General features: G+C 57.8%; 15 protein-coding genes. 12 read left to right on the top strand and 3 right to left on the bottom strand.

What is annotated here, in order from left to right; translation table 11 throughout:
• Nucleotides 1-3 precede the first annotated feature (3 nt).
• Genes cobJ through NHF56_RS06125 form a run of 3 tightly spaced genes read left to right on the top strand, consistent with a single transcriptional unit; the run spans nucleotide 4 to nucleotide 3,747 of the window.
• On the top strand, nucleotides 4-1,944 hold the full coding sequence (gene cobJ / locus NHF56_RS06115) for a precorrin-3B C(17)-methyltransferase (protein ID WP_252802532.1): 1,941 nt from the start codon (nucleotides 4-6) through the stop codon (nucleotides 1,942-1,944).
• On the top strand, nucleotides 1,941-2,723 hold the full coding sequence (gene cobM / locus NHF56_RS06120; protein WP_252802534.1) for a precorrin-4 C(11)-methyltransferase: 783 nt from the start codon (nucleotides 1,941-1,943) through the stop codon (nucleotides 2,721-2,723). The genes cobJ and cobM overlap by 4 nt, the downstream gene beginning before the upstream one ends.
• 55 nt (nucleotides 2,724-2,778) lie before the next feature.
• Nucleotides 2,779-3,747, top strand: coding sequence for a nucleoside hydrolase (locus tag NHF56_RS06125; protein ID WP_252802536.1), 969 nt, complete (start codon nucleotides 2,779-2,781; stop codon nucleotides 3,745-3,747).
• A gap of 9 nt (nucleotides 3,748-3,756) precedes the next feature.
• Here the strand turns inward: NHF56_RS06125 and NHF56_RS06130 are convergent, their stop codons facing one another.
• The gene (locus NHF56_RS06130; protein ID WP_252802538.1) at nucleotides 3,757-4,431 is read right to left on the bottom strand and encodes a cobalt-precorrin-6A reductase; all 675 of its coding nucleotides are present in this window, start codon (nucleotides 4,429-4,431) and stop codon (nucleotides 3,757-3,759) included.
• Nucleotides 4,421-5,539, bottom strand: coding sequence for a cobalt-precorrin-5B (C(1))-methyltransferase (locus NHF56_RS06135; RefSeq protein ID WP_252804868.1), 1,119 nt, complete (start codon nucleotides 5,537-5,539; stop codon nucleotides 4,421-4,423). The genes NHF56_RS06130 and NHF56_RS06135 overlap by 11 nt, the downstream gene beginning before the upstream one ends.
• Nucleotides 5,540-5,734: 195 nt before the next feature.
• Between NHF56_RS06135 and cobA the strand changes: the two genes are divergently transcribed.
• The 5 genes from cobA (at nucleotide 5,735) to NHF56_RS06160 (ending at nucleotide 10,435) form a co-directional block, all read left to right on the top strand.
• Entirely contained in the window at nucleotides 5,735-6,574 is an 840-nt protein-coding gene (gene cobA / locus NHF56_RS06140; RefSeq protein ID WP_252804870.1) for a uroporphyrinogen-III C-methyltransferase, read from the top strand.
• Nucleotides 6,571-7,875 (top strand): cobyrinate a,c-diamide synthase, encoded by a 1,305-nt coding sequence (locus NHF56_RS06145; RefSeq protein ID WP_252802540.1) that lies wholly within the window; start codon nucleotides 6,571-6,573, stop codon nucleotides 7,873-7,875. Before cobA ends, NHF56_RS06145 begins: the two co-directional genes overlap by 4 nt.
• On the top strand, nucleotides 7,872-8,873 hold the full coding sequence (gene cobD / locus NHF56_RS06150; protein ID WP_252802542.1) for a threonine-phosphate decarboxylase CobD: 1,002 nt from the start codon (nucleotides 7,872-7,874) through the stop codon (nucleotides 8,871-8,873). The genes NHF56_RS06145 and cobD overlap by 4 nt, the downstream gene beginning before the upstream one ends.
• Before the next feature lie 2 nt (nucleotides 8,874-8,875).
• Entirely contained in the window at nucleotides 8,876-9,850 is a 975-nt protein-coding gene (cbiB, locus tag NHF56_RS06155; protein ID WP_252802544.1) for an adenosylcobinamide-phosphate synthase CbiB, read from the top strand.
• Nucleotides 9,851-10,006: 156 nt separating this feature from the next.
• Nucleotides 10,007-10,435 carry a L,D-transpeptidase gene (locus NHF56_RS06160; RefSeq protein WP_252802546.1) on the top strand — a complete coding sequence of 143 codons (429 nt, stop codon included), beginning with the start codon at nucleotides 10,007-10,009 and terminating at the stop codon, nucleotides 10,433-10,435.
• Between the two features lie 92 nt (nucleotides 10,436-10,527).
• On the opposite strand, the gene NHF56_RS06165 is transcribed toward NHF56_RS06160, so the two are convergent.
• Nucleotides 10,528-11,253 (bottom strand): Crp/Fnr family transcriptional regulator, encoded by a 726-nt coding sequence (locus tag NHF56_RS06165; protein WP_252804872.1) that lies wholly within the window; start codon nucleotides 11,251-11,253, stop codon nucleotides 10,528-10,530.
• 209 nt (nucleotides 11,254-11,462) lie between these two features.
• Here NHF56_RS06165 and hemN point away from each other — a divergent pair, with 209 nt between their 5' ends.
• The 4 genes from hemN (at nucleotide 11,463) to NHF56_RS06185 (ending at nucleotide 15,028) form a co-directional block, all read left to right on the top strand.
• A complete protein-coding gene (gene hemN / locus NHF56_RS06170) occupies nucleotides 11,463-12,812 on the top strand; it encodes an oxygen-independent coproporphyrinogen III oxidase (protein ID WP_252802548.1) in 1,350 nt (449 codons plus the stop codon).
• 181 nt (nucleotides 12,813-12,993) lie between these two features.
• Nucleotides 12,994-13,278: an acyl carrier protein gene (locus NHF56_RS06175; RefSeq protein ID WP_252802549.1), complete on the top strand. Its 285-nt coding sequence runs from the start codon at nucleotides 12,994-12,996 to the stop codon at nucleotides 13,276-13,278.
• Between the two features lie 73 nt (nucleotides 13,279-13,351).
• Entirely contained in the window at nucleotides 13,352-13,825 is a 474-nt protein-coding gene (locus NHF56_RS06180) for a 3-hydroxyacyl-ACP dehydratase FabZ family protein (protein WP_252802550.1), read from the top strand.
• A 12-nt stretch (nucleotides 13,826-13,837) separates the two neighbouring features.
• On the top strand, nucleotides 13,838-15,028 hold the full coding sequence (locus NHF56_RS06185) for a beta-ketoacyl-ACP synthase (protein WP_252802552.1): 1,191 nt from the start codon (nucleotides 13,838-13,840) through the stop codon (nucleotides 15,026-15,028).
• Nucleotides 15,029-15,034: the final 6 nt, after the last annotated feature.

Consider the following 15,034-nt stretch of genomic DNA (forward strand, 5'->3'; position numbering starts at 1 on the left):
ACCATGACCAGACCGGTTATCATCATTCTTTCCGACTCCGCGCGGGAAACCGGACGCGCCATTGCCGATGCCATTGATGGCGAGCTTGTGGGCGCCAAGGCGCGCGTGAGTGACGCTGATCGTCTGTTTGAAAGCGCGGCGTCAGAAATCCGGTCTCTCTTTCGCGCCGGTCGCCCCATCATAGCCGTCATGGCGTCTGGTGCCGTCATTCGCATTCTCGCGCCGTTGCTCGATGACAAACATTCCGAGCCGCCGGTGATTGCGGTTGCCGAAGATGGTTCATCCGTCGTGCCGCTACTGGGTGGCCATCATGGGGCCAATGATTTGGCGCGGGATATCGCTGTTGCGATCAGCGGATTTGCTGCCGTGACGACCGCAGGTGATCTGCGTTTCGGCGTTGCGCTCGACGAACCGCCGGAAGGTTTGACGCTCGCCAACCCCGAAAACGCCAAGGCCGTGATGGCAGAACTGGTGGCCGGTGCGGATGTGAGGCTGCTCCTTCCTTCGCCCCTTGGGGAGAAGGTGCCCGAAGGGCGGATGAGGGGTTCTCAAACTGGTTCAGAGGGAATCCCTCATCGCCTCGCCATGCTCGGCACGTCTCCCCAAGGGGAGAAGACCGGTCTCGCGGACTGGTTTGTTGCATCCACGCTGCCGTTCTCGGATGCAGGGGCGGTGACGCTTACTGTCACTGTTAGGCCAAAACAGGCGGAGGGATTGGAGCTGGTCTATCACCCGGCAACATTGGCGCTTGGCATGGGCTGCGAGCGCGGCTGCGATATTGGCGAAGCCATCGCGCTTGCCGAAAAAGCCATTTCCGAAAGCGGTTATGCGCCGGAGAGCCTTGCCGCTGTTGTCTCCATCGATGTGAAGGCCGACGAGGCGGCCATTCAGGCTGTTGCAAACCATTTCGGCGTACCGGCACGGTTCTTCGATGCGGCCACGCTGGAGGCGGAAACACCGCGTCTTGCCAATCCATCGGATATCGTTTTTGCCGAGGTCGGGTGCCACGGTGTGGCCGAAGGGGCGGCTCTTGCGGCTGTCGGCAGCGGTGGCGCATTGGTTTTTCCGAAGATCAAATCGAAGGGCGCGACGGCCGCAATCGCGCGGGCCGATGATATTATCGATAGTTCGACGATTGGCCGTGCGCGCGGACGGCTCTTTGTCGTTGGCATCGGTCCGGGATCGGACGACTGGCGTTCGCCGGAAGTCTCCAAGATGGTCGAGACGGCGTCCGATCTCGTCGGCTATTCGCTCTATCTCGATTTGTTGGGTTCGCTTGCCAAAGGCAAGGTGCGGCACGATTTCGACCTCGGCAAGGAAGAGGCGCGCGTTGTGCATGCCATGGAACTGGCCGGGCAAGGCAAGGATGTGGCGCTTGTCTGCTCTGGGGATGCGGGCATTTATGCCATGGCGACGCTGGTGTTCGAACTCTTTGAAAAAGGTGGCATTTCTGATGCAGCGCGCCGCATCGAGGTTCAATGCTCGCCGGGCATTTCTGCGCTGCAGGGGGCTGCGGCCCGCATTGGCGCGCCTCTCGGCCACGACTTCTGCACCATATCGCTTTCGGATCTGCTCACCCCATGGGAGCATATTCAAAAGCGTGTGCGTGCTGCAGGCGAGGGTGACTTCGTGATTGCCTTTTACAATCCCGTGTCCATGAAGCGGCGCACGCAGCTTGCCTGGGCGCGCGATGAGCTCCTGAAATATCGCCCCGCCTCGTCGCCTGTGGTGCTGGCCACCAATCTTGGGCGAGACGGCGAGACCGTGCGGACCGTTCCGCTGGGCGAGTTGAATGTGGACGACGTGGATATGCTCACCGTCGTTGTCGTCGGCTCGTCTGAAAGCCGAACCGTGACGACCGGCGATGGCAAGACATGGGTTTATACGCCGCGCGGCTATTCGGGCAAGGCAGACACTGGAATGAAGAAGGAAGCGGCAGAATGACTGTCTATTTTATCGGCGCAGGGCCTGGCGCTCCTGACCTTATCACCGTGCGCGGATTGAAGCTTATTGAAAGCTGCCCGGTCTGCCTGTTTGCGGGTTCCCTTGTTCCGGAAGAGACGGTGAAATGTGCACCGGAGGGTGCTTTGGTCATGGACACGGCACCCATGCATCTCGATGACATTGTCGCCGAGATGGAAAAGGCGCATGCAGACGGCAAGGATGTGGCCCGCGTTCATTCCGGCGATCCGTCGATTTATGGCGCGACAGCTGAGCAGATGCGGCGTCTCGATGCCCTGAATATTCCTTACGAGGTGGTGCCGGGCGTTCCCGCTTTTGCGGCGGCGGCAGCCAAGCTCAAGGCTGAGCTGACGCTGCCGGAGATTGCCCAGACTGTCATCATCACGCGCACTGGCATGAAAGCATCCTCCATGCCGGAGTTCGAGACGCTTGAAATTCTTGGCAAGTCGCGGGCGACGCTGGCCATTCATCTGTCGATCCGCAACCTCAATTATGTGCGCGATGCACTGGTGCCGTATTACGGTGAAGACTGCCCGGTCATTATTGCCTATCGCGCCACATGGCCGGATGAGAAGTTCATCCACACCACGCTGGATGGCATGAAGGAGGAGGTGCGCAAGGAAAAGATCACCCGCACGGCCCTCATTCTCGTTGGCCGGGTTTTCGGTCAAAAGGAATTCCGCGACAGTGACCTCTACAATGCGGAATTTAGCCACGTCCTTCGCAATCGCGGCAAGAAGAAAGCGGCTGGCGCGGCCTGAAGAGGCGTGATAATCATCCCGCGCATTCGAATAAGAAGAACAAGTGAGATTGCGAATGCAAAAAGTGATTTACGATACGGACCCCGGCGTTGATGACGCCATGGCGCTCCTGTTCCTGGAAAACCATCCTGATATCGATCTGGTCGGCATTACCACTGTTTTCGGCAATGCCTATATCGAGGAAACCACCAATAACGCGCTCTTCCTGAAACGCGAATGGAATATTGCCGCCCCTGTTGCCAAAGGTGCTGGCCAGCATTTCGAGCCCAACCGGGTGAGCCATATTCCCCCGCGCGCCATTCACGGACCAACCGGGCTCGGCCCGATCATCAATCCCGATGTGACGGGTCTTGAAACCGATCCGCGCGATGCTCCGCAGTTCATCATCGACACCGTGCGCGCCCACCCGCATGAGATCGTCATCGTCGCCGTTGGCCGCATGACGAATCTGGCCAACGCGCTGTCGCGTGATCCGGGCATTGCTTCGCTGGTCAAGCAGGTCGTTGTCATGGGCGGTGCATTCGATCACCGCGGCAATGTCACGCCAGCCGCTGAGGCCAATATCCATGGTGATCCCGAAGCTGCCGACAAGGCTTTCACCGCCCCATGGCCAGTGGTGCTGATCGGGCTCAATATCACGCATCAAACCTCGATGACGCGGGCTGAACTGGCCTCCATTGCTGAAGCAACCGGCGCACGCGGCAAACTTTTGAACGACCTGAGCCAGGAATATTTCGATTTCTACGACCGCATCGGCGACGACAGTTTCGAAGGCATGATCGTGCATGACAGCTGCGCTGCCGTCTATGCTGCGGCACCTGAGCTTTTTGAAACCCGCTCCGGGCCGGTTCGTGTTGTTTGCGGTGGTATCGCCGACGGTCAGACGATCCAGATGGACGAGCGGATCGGTTTTGGCATGGCGGATGACTGGAGACCGTTCCCCAGCCAGAAGGTGGTGACGGGCATTGATGCTCCGGCCGTGTTGAAGGTGCTTCGCGAGACGCTGCTTCTCGTCAAAAGCTGATTGACGGCTTCAGCGGCCAATCATGATAACGGGCAGCCCCATCTCGCGGGCTGCCACAATTTTTGCATAGGCCCCTTTGCCACCGGAGTTGCGGCAAACGATGTGGGTGATATCGTTTTCGCTTAGGAGGGCAGCTTCTTCATTCGGGTTGCTCGATGGCTTTGCCGCTATCAGCCTGTAGCTTGAAAAGGGCAGCTCCGTTTCCGGCATGTCCACCATTCGGATTAAGAAGTGGCAATCGTTTCGTTTCGTGAAGGCGCCGATATATTGTCTGCCAAGGGCGAGAAAAACGCGGGCACCGGAGGGCAGAGCGTTGGCGGCTTCTTCCAGCGAGCCGACGTCGATCCATCGGTCGCCATCCTGTTTTCCCCATGGCGCGCGCATGCGCACTTCAAGCACAGTCCCTGTTTCCTGACAGGCGAAAGCCGCATTGGCTGAAATGGTTTTCGCGAAGGGATGGGTGACGTCGATAACCTTCTCAATCTCATTTGTGCGGATAAATTCAGCCAGCCCCTTTGCGCCGCCAAAGCCACCGATCCGCACTTTTCCGGCAAGGGGAGCAGGCTCCTTCGTGCGGCCGGCCAGTGAGGTCGTCACATCCCATTTGCCACTTTGTTCAAGTTCCGCAGCCAGTTCGGCGGCCTCGCGCGTGCCGCCGAGAATAAGCACCTTCTTAAGGGGCATGGGCGAGTATCTTTCCCTGCCGGTCGACAATCAGAATACCGGCGCGCACGGGTGCGTCGCGCAGCGTTGATTGGGCAAAGGCGCGTGCCTTTTCGGCAATCAATGGCGCGAGTTCGATGCCGGATTCGCGAGTCATTTCCAGAACTTCAAGCGCGGTGTTCGCATTTTGAATCCGCTCCTTCAGATTTTGATTCAAGATATCTGGCGAGACCAGTGAAATGAAGAAATCCATATCGACCTGACTGCGCCCTGAATGCAGATCAAGTGCACCTTGGGCAAGCTTCGATATCTTCGCAAATCCACCGGCGATCGTCAGCTTTTCGACCGGGTGCGCGCGGACATATTTTAGAAAGCCGCCAGCGAAATCACCCATATCGATCAGAGCGCCGTCCGGCAGTTCCAGATATTCCTGTGCAGTCTTTTCAGACGTCGCACCGGTGGAGCCCAGAAGGTGGTTCAGCCCTTCGGCGCGCGCCACATCCACACCCCGATGGATGGAGTGAATCCAGGCCGAACATGAGAAAGGCCTGACAATTCCGGTGGTGCCGAGGATCGACAATCCACCCACAATGCCAAGCCGCGGGTTCCAGGTCTTTTCGGCCAGTTCCTTGCCGCCAGGAATGGAGATCGTCACTTCCAGGTCCGCGGGCAATCCGGCTTCTGCACAGAGGGCAGTAAGCTCCGCCGTCAACATGGAGCGAGGAACGGGATTGATCGCTGCCTGCCCAGGTTCAATAGGCAGGCCTGCCTTGGTGACAGTGCCAACACCGTTGCCTGCCTTGAAGTGAATGCCGCTTGACGGTTTGAGCGGGCGCACGGCGGCAATGACAGTTGCCCCATGGGTTACATCGGGGTCGTCGCCTGCATCTTTCACCACGCCTGCCATGGCATAACCGTCGCCCAGCGTTTCGAAAGCCAGTGCAAATTCCGGTGTCTCCCCGCCGGGCAGCGTGATGGCGACGGGATCTGGGAATTCACCGGTGATCAGCGCGGCAAGGGCCGCCTTTGCGGCAGCGGTAGCGCAGGCACCGGTGGTCCAGCCGGTGCGCAGTGCTTGCTGGGACGGTTCGGCAATTTCGTCTTTGTCATTTTCGGTGCTGGCGTTCATGGCGCGAATATAGTCGGGCTTATGCGCCATGCAAATGCACTTTCATCCTCTTTGACTTTGGAAGCGGATGATTTTTTGGGCTGTTTTCCGCTTTTCGCGCCCCACAGATATGGTGCAATGTTGACGGTCAAAGGACCGCGCAAGTCGCGTTTGCGCGTTGCATTTTGCGGCGGGCGAAAATAAAGTTTTTGGATGATGGAAAAACTGTTTGCGACGCTTGCAGATCTTGAGCCAGGTACAGTGTGGCTGGCCGGTGCCGGTCCAGGCGATCCGGGGCTGTTGTCGTTGCTGGTCGTCAAGGCTTTGGGACAGGCCGATATTGTGGTGCATGACGCGCTGGTCAGCGATGCATGCCTTGGCCTGGTGCGTGATGATGCGGTGCTGGAATATGCCGGCAAGCGCGGCGGCAAGCCGTCCGCCAAGCAGCGCGATATCTCTTTGCGTCTCGTGGAACTGGCCAAGGATGGCAAGCGTGTCCTGCGGCTGAAGGGCGGAGACCCCTTCGTGTTCGGGCGTGGCGGCGAAGAGGCCATGACGCTGGTTGAGCATGGCGTTCCCTTCCGCATCGTGCCGGGAATCACTGCGGGAATCGGGGGGCTTGCCTATGCCGGCATTCCCGTCACGCACCGCGAGGTCAATCATGCGGTAACCTTTCTCACCGGTCATGATTCGTCAGGCATCATTCCAGACCGCATCAATTGGGAGGCGCTTGGGAAGGGCTCGCCGGTTCTCGTCATGTATATGGCGATGAAGCACATTGCGCAGATCAGTGCCAATTTGATTGCGGCGGGCCGCTCGCCGGATGAGCCGGTGGCCTTTGTCTGTAATGCCGCAACTTCAAAGCAGACTGTTCTCGAAACAACACTTTCCCAGGCCGAAGCCGATGTTGCCGCGTCGGGAATTGAACCGCCGGCCATCGTTGTCGTCGGCGAGGTCGTGCGTTTCCGAAAGGCCATGGACTGGCAAGGTGCGCTGGCCGGTCGCGAGCTGACCCTTGACGGGCTGATTTCAGAGGCAGTGAAGGCAGCGGAATGAGCGGGCTCCTGATTGCCGCGCCCTCGTCGGGGTCGGGCAAAACTTCCCTGACACTCGGGCTCTTGCGTGCGCTTCGCCGTCTCGGCATTGAGGCGGCCCCCGGCAAGGCGGGGCCGGACTATATCGACCCGGCCTTTCATGCTGCGGCATCTGGAACCGCCTGCCTCAATTTCGACCCATGGGCCATGCGCCCTGAATTCTTGCGCGTGCAGGCGGCTCAGCACGCCAAGGACAGGCCGCTCATCGTGGAAGCGATGATGGGTCTTTATGATGCTGCAGCGGATGGTTCGGGTTCGCCGGCCGATCTGGCGGCACTTCTGGGTCTGAATATCATCCTCGTCGTTGATTGCGCGCGTATGTCGCATTCTGTGGCGGCTCTCGTGCGCGGGTTCATGATCCACAGGCCCGATATCAACGTCGCCGGCGTGATCCTGAACCGGGTCGGCAGCGAACGCCATGAGGCCATGTTGCGTTCGGCGCTCGATGCAGCCGGTATTCGCGTCTTTGGCGCGGTGGTCAGCGATCCCGCCATGCAGCTGCCGGAGCGGCATCTGGGGCTTGTTCAGGCGGGCGAACACGCCGGTCTTGAGCGGTTTATCGAACATGCCGCAGACCTTGTCGAGCTTTCGGTGGATATGGATGCGCTGCTTGGCCTTGCCGGTGAACGTCACGCGTTCAAGACAGGTGATGCCGTGTCTTCAATTCCACCGCTTGGCAATCGCATTGCCGTTGCGCGGGATCTTGCCTTCGCCTTTTCCTATGAGCATCTCCTGCGAGGCTGGCGGAATGCCGGCGCTGAAATCACCTTTTTCTCGCCGCTCAGCGATCACGGCCCTGATGAACAGGCCGATGCGATTTATCTTCCGGGCGGTTACCCTGAGCTTCATGCGGGCCGTCTTGCCGCTGCCAGTCATTTCAAGGCAGGCATGCTGGCCGCTCACGAGCACAATACCCGCATCTATGGCGAGTGCGGGGGCTATATGGTGCTGGGGGAAGGGCTGATTTCCGCCGATGGCACGCGCCATGCCATGCTTGGTCTTCTGCCGGTGATCACGACATTTGCGGAGCGCAAGCGTCATCTCGGTTACCGCGTTGTCGAGCCGGTTTCGCATTCCTTCTTTGCTGAAACGATGACGGCGCATGAGTTTCATTATTCCACTGTGGTCGCAGAAGGTCCTGGCGAGCCTCTGTTTACGGCGCGCGATGCGGTGGGAACGTCGCTTGGAACATGCGGTCTGCGCCTGGGCAAGGTTGCCGGCTCCTATATGCATCTCGTCGACATTGCCGGGAGTGTTGAATGACCGGTTCGGGCGTCTTTCACGGCGGTGGCATCGATGCGGCGGCTGCGCGTTACGGTCGTCCGGTCGAGGAATGGCTCGATCTTTCGACGGGGATCAATCCTTGTGCGCCGCCGCTTCCGGACATCCCTGCTTCCGTCTGGCAGCGACTGCCCGATAGTGATCTGATCGCAGCGGCGCGTCACACTGCGGCGCGCTATTATGGTTCGGGCGCTATATTGCCGATTGCAGCGGGCGGGACGCAGATGCTCATTCGGGCCTTGGCGAACCGTGCTGATGTCAACCGACGGATTGCGGTTTTGGCGCCGACTTATGGCGAGTATCAGCAGGTTTTTGCCGATAGCGGTTTTGCGGTCGATTTTGTCAGCGTGGCGGACGCCATATCGCCGGCGCATGGTCTTGCCGTGATCGTGAACCCCAATAATCCTGACGGGCGAGTCTTTTCGCGGGACGAACTGCTCCGCCTTTGTGAACGGCTGTCTGAAACGGGCACGATCCTGGTTGTCGATGAGGCGTTCGCCGATCTGGAGCCGGCGTTGAGTATGGCCCGTGCAACGGAGCGTTTCTCCAATCTGGTGGTTCTGCGCTCTTTCGGCAAATTCTTCGGCTATGCGGGTTTGCGTCTGGCCTTTGCAATTTCCGGTGATGAACACGGCCCCGCAATTGAACGCATTTTGGGGCCCTGGCCGGTTTCCGGCCCGGCGCTTGTTATTGCCGATGCGCTGATGCGGCAGGACCATGAACAGCTGCGTCTGACCATCAGGGAAAGGCGGGCTGCGCTGGAAACGGTTCTGGAAGAGGCCGGTTTTCCTGTCATTGGCGGAACGGACCTCTTTGCGCTTATTGGCTGCCAAGATGCAAGGGCTGTTTTCGAACACCTGGCGGGTGAGGGGATTTTGACGCGTGCATTCGACTATCGTCCGGATTGGCTGCGTGTCGGTCTGTTTGCACGGGATGAGGACGGCCTGCGCCTTCTGTCCGCGTTGAAGGCGTTTGGCTGATCATGTTTGCATTTCGCTTCACCTGCCTTTTTCTGGCTTTGATGATCGACCGCGTGATCGGCGATCCGCATTGGCTGTGGTCGCGTTTGCCACATCCGGTCGTGGCGTTTGGAAAGGTGATCGACTTTTTCGATCACCACTTGAACATCAAGGGCAATACGCCCCAGAAGCTGAAGCTGGCTGGGGCCATCTCGATCGTTCTTGCCCTGACGAGTGCGTTTCTTGTCGGCTACGCCCTCGGGTCATTATTCTGGACACTCGGGCTTCTGGGGCTCGTGCTTGAAGCCATCGTTGTTTCGGTGTTTTTGGCGCAAAAGAGCCTTGCTGATCATGTCCGCGCCGTTGCCGATGCGCTTGAGGATGAAGGCCTGGAGGCGGGCCGCCGGGCCGTGTCCATGATCGTCGGGCGCGATCCGAACGTGCTCGACGAAGCGGCCGTCAGCCGCGCGGCGATAGAAAGCCTTGCGGAGAATTTCTCTGACGGTATTGCAGCGCCGGTATTCTGGTATGTCGTGCTCGGCCTGCCGGGGCTTTTGGCCTACAAGATGCTGAACACCGCCGATTCCATGATCGGCCACAGAAACGACAAATATCTCCATTTCGGCTGGGCCTCTGCGCGGCTCGATGATCTTGCAAACTGGCTGCCCGCCCGTCTTTCCATCCTCGCCATCGCCTTTGGGGCACTCACGACCGGGAAGGGCGCTATGGCATCGCTGCTAACGGCGTTGCGCGATCACCGCATCCACCGTTCGCCGAATGCGGGCTCGCCGGAAGGTGCCATGGCCGGAGCGCTTGGTATTCGTCTTGCCGGTCCGCGCATCTATGGCGGCGAGAGGGTCGATGAGCCCTTTATCAATGCTGAAGGCCGCGATGGAGCCTCCCCGGGGGATATCCGTTCGGGATTAAGGGTGTTCGGCGGCGCTTGCAGCATCCTTTCCATTGCAGCCGGCGTGCTGGCGCTGATCACGCTCTTGTGAATTCTTGTGGTTGATTTTTAGTCGGATTCGGGGAAACTGGCGTAAATGCGGCGGTTTTGTGACGTTTTTACGTGCTGATTAAACGTCATGAAACCAGTTTGGTGTATTGCACCATTCACACAAGTGGGACTGAACAAGTGTTTTCCGGAGGGAAGAATGCGTAAACTGGTACTTGTGGCTGCGGCCGCCATTGCTCTCGGGGTGTCGGCAGCGTCTGCCAATGCCGCCAATATCACTGCCCAGATCGATATTTCCGATCAGACAATGACGGTCTACAAAAACGGCTTTCGCCAGTACAAGTGGAAAGTGTCAACGGCACGCAAGGGCTATCACACGCCGACCGGCCAATACACGGTGAAGTGGCTTTCCAAAAACCATCGCTCGCGCAAATACAACAATGCGCCCATGCCCTATTCGCTGTTTTTCCACGGCGGTTATGCCGTGCACGGCACCACTGATTTGAAGCGGCTTGGCAGTCCGGCCTCACATGGCTGCGTTCGTCTCGACCCGAAGAATGCGGCGACGCTCTTCAGTCTCGCCGAGCAAAACGGACTGAAACAGACCAAGATTATTATCCGGGAATAGTCGTTTGCCATTCTGACAGCAAAACGCCCGGTTTTTCCGGGCGTTTGTTGCATAGCATTAAACTACCACTCGGGTGGAGGTCTCTGACTTTCTTAGTCGATATCGGCAGCATCGCGCAGGCGATCGAGACTGTGGCAGGTCAAATGCCGGTTGTTCTCAATCGTGATCACGCCGTCACGGCGCAGCTTCGTCATCTGCCGGCTGACGGTTTCAATTGTCAGGCCCAGGAAGTCGGCAATATCGGCGCGTGTGAGCGGGAGATCGAAGCTGAAGCTTTCCTCTTCCTCAGGGTTGATGTTGGAAACGATGAGGTAGAGGAAACTTGCGACCTTTTCGCGCGCCGTCTTGCGGCCAAGCGTCAGCATCCAGTCGCGTGCCTCATCGAGTTCTTTCAGCGCCTGCTGATGCAACTTGTGCTCGAGACCGGGTGATTCGGTAATCATCCGGTCGATCACGCCTTTCGGGATCGAACACAGTTCGGTGTCGACGGCTGCTTCCGCGCTGATCTGGCTTTCGCTCAGGAAAGGGCGGCCCAAGAAATCTGGCGCAAATTGCAGGCCGACGATCTGCTGGCGGCCGTCCGCCATCATCTTGGACAGTTTTACAACGCCATTCAGCACATTCGAATAAGAGGTGGTGGCTTCGCCCTGTCCGACAATTTCGCTGCCCGCCTTGATTCTGCGGCGTTTGGAGTGCTTGTTCAGTTCGATGAGCTGATCCACGTTCAAGGCGCCGCAAACGCCGCCGTGGCGGGCCTCGCAGGAGCGGCAAAGCGCGGGAATGTCCGAATTATGAATGTCCAGACGATTTGCCTGCATGTCATTTGCTACGGTCATTTTGTTCGGTATGGTCATTTGATCCATTTTCTCCCGGCCACGTTGATGGCGCTTTGCATCAGAAAATGACAGGCCACAGAAATTTGGCAATCGTCATTTCTGAGTTGTACAGGATCGCCTGCGCTTGGAATTGATCAGGATCAAATTCTTCCAGGCTTTTGTGTCATAAAACGCTCCCAAGGAGAATTTACATGCACAAAAGTCTTGTTGGGAAATATTCCGCCCCAGTGCCCCGTTACACCAGTTATCCTACCGCACCACACTTTGATGTTGCAATCGGAAATGGTGAATACGGCCAGTGGTTGGCTGAACTGTCGCAGGGAGCCAGCGTTTCGCTCTACATTCATGTTCCATATTGCGACAGACTCTGCTGGTTTTGTGCCTGTCACACCAAGCACACGCTGAAATACGAGCCCGTCGCCACGTATATTGAGGCTCTATTTCGCGAAATTGAGGCGGTTTCAAGTCGGCTGCGCGAGGGAGTGACTGTCTCCGCGCTGCATTTCGGCGGTGGATCGCCAACCATGATGACACCGGAAGACATCATTCGGCTGGGGGATCACCTGAAGTCCCATTTTTCTTTCCAGAAGGATGCGAAAATCAGTGTGGAAATGGATCCAAACGACATGGATGATGCCCGCTATGACGCATTGGCGGAAATCGGCATGACGCGCGCGAGCCTTGGCGTGCAGGATTTTGATCCCAAGGTGCAGAAGACGATCAATCGCATACAGACCTTTGATCATACCCGTTCGGTTGTCGAGGCGGTGAGGGCGCGCGGCGTTCATTCGGTCAATTGCGACCTGCTATACGGCCTTCCTTATCAGACGCTGGAAACGCTCGAAAATACGGTTTCGCAGATCACCTCGCTTGATCCCGACCGCATTGCGCTCTTCGGCTATGCGCATGTTCCGTGGATGAAAAAGCACCAAACGATGATTCCCGAAGCTGCGCTGCCGGATGTCAGTATGCGCTTTGAGCAGGCCCGTCTTGCTGCGCGTCTCTTGCAGGAGGCGGGCTATCAGACGATCGGGATTGATCATTTTGCAAAGCCGGACGACAGTCTGGCGGTTGCAGCGCGGGAAGGGCGTATGCGGCGCAATTTCCAAGGCTATACCGATGATGCAGCCGATGCCTTGATTGGGCTCGGTGCCTCGTCCATTGGTCAGTTTCCGCAAGGCTATGTGCAGAACATGACCGCAACCGGTGAATATCAACGCATGACGGAAGAAAGTGGATTGGCCGCGGTGCGCGGGATTGCGCTTTCCAGCGACGATGTGATGCGAGCCTATGTGATCGAGCGCATCATGTGCGATTTTCGCCTGTCTTTTGCTGATCTCGACAAGCGCTTCGGTGCGCTTGCCTCCGCGATCCGTTCAGAGGCGCGCCAGTTCGCTGTTGCCAACGATGACAATCTGGTCGAAATCCGCGATGATGAATGCGTCATCACCGAGCATGGAAAACCTTTCGCGCGGACCATTGCGGCAACGTTCGATGCCTATCTTTCCAACGGCAAGGGACGCCATTCGATTGCTGTCTGAGTCGCGTTGAAAAACCGCTTGGCGTGCCTATCTATTTCTCGCGCATGTTTCAATGTGCGTTCCCGCTGCAGGAATCTGCAGCTATTTGGTCACAAAGGCCAAACATATAGAGACAAAGGCATTGGCTTTTTGTAGCGATTTGACTATAGGTCGCTCCAATTTAAAGAATGTTAGAAGAGGTATGTGCGTGACAGACACATTCAATAAGGTCGCCGATATCATTGCAGAAACCAGTGAAATCGACCGCGACACCATTACGCCGGAAAGCCACACAATCGATGATCTGGGTATCGATAGCCTTGACTTCCTCGATATCGTTTTTGCGATCGACAAGGAATTCGGTATCAAGATCCCGCTTGAGCAGTGGACCCAGGAAGTCAATGACGGCAAGGCTTCGACGGAAGAATATTTCGTCATGAAAAACCTCTGCGCCAAGATTGACGAGTTGCGCGCAGCCAAGGGCTGACACTTTCCTGACTTGGTGACACGGGCATGCGGAATTAACCGCATGCCTTCTTTTTTGATGCAGGCGCTTTCCCATGCTGCTTGAATATTTCCAGATGATCGATGAGGTCACCGGTTTTAACCGCGACGCACTGACACTCACAGCACGATCAACCGTTCCCCAAAAAAGTCCTGTTTTCGAGGGGCATTTTCCCGGCATGCCTTTGGTTCCGGGTGTGCTTCTGATAGAAACGATGGCGCAGGCGTCCGGATTCCTGGTTCTCGGTGTTACCGATTTTGCCGCAATGCCGTTTCTGATGTCTGTGGATGGTGCCAAGATGCGCACATTCGTGGAGCCGAACCAGCCGCTGGAGATAGAAGCCTTTCTGGAGCATGAAGGTTCTGGCTTTGCAGTGACAAAGGCCAAGATCACTTCGAACGGCAAAAAGGTTTGCGATGCGCAGCTGAAATTGCGCACAATGCCCTTTGATCAGGTGCCGCTTGGCGATATCGTCCGCAACCGCGCAAAAGAACTCGGCCTGTTCAAGGCGATGGGTACAGAAGCCTGAGGGGGAGTAGAGATGGCAAATTCATCCAGTGATGTCGTAATTACCGGCGTTGGCATCGTTTCCTGCCTGGGTGTCGGGCGCGAGGCGCACGAAGAAGCGCTGTTTTCCACCACGGCGCCCACCGTGCGTGTGGAGACAGAGCGTTTTGCACCGTATCCTGTTCATCCGCTGCCTGAAATCGACTGGTCTGCCCAGATTCCCAAACGCGGTGATCAGCGGCAGATGGAAAACTGGCAGCGTCTCGGCGTATTTGCCGCCGGTCTCGCACTTGATGATGCCGGCATGAAAGACAATGCCGAGCTTTGCTCGACGATGGATATGATCGTTGCTGCCAGTGGTGGCGAGCGCGATATTCACGTCGATTCCATGATTGCCGACGAGGCGCTTACCCGCAACGACCGCGAAGAGCTTCTGAACGAGAAGCTCACTACCGAGCTTCGCCCGACGCTTTTTCTTGCGCAGTTGTCCAATCTGCTTGCCGGCAATATTTCGATTGTTCACAAGGTGACCGGTTCGTCGCGCACCTTCATGGGCGAAGAGGGAGCAGGTGTTTCGGCCGTTGAAACGGCTGCCGCCCGCATTCGTGCTGGCGAATCCACCCACGCATTGGTTGGTGGTGCGCTGAATGCGGAACGCCCTGACATTCTCTTGCAGGTGGAAGGCAGCAATTGCCATGCCACCGGTGGCTGGACGCCGCTCTGGTCGCGTGATCCGAATGCCGGCGGCGGGATGATGCTCGGCTCGCTTGGCGCATTTCTGGTTCTGGAATCGCGTGCGCACGCAGAAGCGCGTGGCGCTTCCATTTATGCAGTGCTTGAAAATGTCGAGGGCGACCGCGGCACGCGTGACGACGGCAAGATGGAGAGCCGTCTGGACCGTATGGCTGAAGGGCTGGAGACTGCACTGGTCTTTTCTGGTGCCACCGGCATGCATGGTCTTACAGGGCGTGAAAAAAGCTGGATTGAAAAGCGTTTCCCCAATGCTGCCCTTCGCGGGTTTGGTGGCGCTCTGGGCCATGGAATGGAAGCGCAGTTTCCTGCCGGTCTTGCGCTTGCCGCACTGGCGCTCGGCAAGGGCGCAAAGGTGGTGCCGCTGGACGCCGACAATGAAGCGGCCATGAACGAGCCGGTCAAGAATGCGGTTGTAACCACGGTCGGGCATCAGCGCGGTGAGGGGATTGCCTACCTCACGCAGTACAATTGAGGGAGG

The sequence above is a fragment of the Rhizobium sp. L1K21 genome (assembly GCF_024055895.1).
GTDB lineage: Bacteria > Pseudomonadota > Alphaproteobacteria > Rhizobiales > Rhizobiaceae > Ensifer_A.

Bases quoted from the DNA above. Each gene is read 5' to 3' on its own strand.
- cobJ (WP_252802532.1), top strand. From the start codon at position 4: ATGACCAGACCGGTTATCATCATTCTTTCCGACTCCGCGCGGGAAACC.
- cobM (WP_252802534.1), top strand. From the start codon at position 1,941: ATGACTGTCTATTTTATCGGCGCAGGGCCTGGCGCTCCTGACCTTATC.
- NHF56_RS06125 (WP_252802536.1), top strand. From the start codon at position 2,779: ATGCAAAAAGTGATTTACGATACGGACCCCGGCGTTGATGACGCCATG.
- NHF56_RS06130 (WP_252802538.1), bottom strand. From the start codon at position 4,431: ATGCCCCTTAAGAAGGTGCTTATTCTCGGCGGCACGCGCGAGGCCGCC.
- NHF56_RS06135 (WP_252804868.1), bottom strand. From the start codon at position 5,539: ATGAACGCCAGCACCGAAAATGACAAAGACGAAATTGCCGAACCGTCC.
- cobA (WP_252804870.1), top strand. From the start codon at position 5,735: ATGGAAAAACTGTTTGCGACGCTTGCAGATCTTGAGCCAGGTACAGTG.
- NHF56_RS06145 (WP_252802540.1), top strand. From the start codon at position 6,571: ATGAGCGGGCTCCTGATTGCCGCGCCCTCGTCGGGGTCGGGCAAAACT.
- cobD (WP_252802542.1), top strand. From the start codon at position 7,872: ATGACCGGTTCGGGCGTCTTTCACGGCGGTGGCATCGATGCGGCGGCT.
- cbiB (WP_252802544.1), top strand. From the start codon at position 8,876: ATGTTTGCATTTCGCTTCACCTGCCTTTTTCTGGCTTTGATGATCGAC.
- NHF56_RS06160 (WP_252802546.1), top strand. From the start codon at position 10,007: ATGCGTAAACTGGTACTTGTGGCTGCGGCCGCCATTGCTCTCGGGGTG.
- NHF56_RS06165 (WP_252804872.1), bottom strand. From the start codon at position 11,253: ATGCAGGCAAATCGTCTGGACATTCATAATTCGGACATTCCCGCGCTT.
- hemN (WP_252802548.1), top strand. From the start codon at position 11,463: ATGCACAAAAGTCTTGTTGGGAAATATTCCGCCCCAGTGCCCCGTTAC.
- NHF56_RS06175 (WP_252802549.1), top strand. From the start codon at position 12,994: ATGTGCGTGACAGACACATTCAATAAGGTCGCCGATATCATTGCAGAA.
- NHF56_RS06180 (WP_252802550.1), top strand. From the start codon at position 13,352: ATGCTGCTTGAATATTTCCAGATGATCGATGAGGTCACCGGTTTTAAC.
- NHF56_RS06185 (WP_252802552.1), top strand. From the start codon at position 13,838: ATGGCAAATTCATCCAGTGATGTCGTAATTACCGGCGTTGGCATCGTT.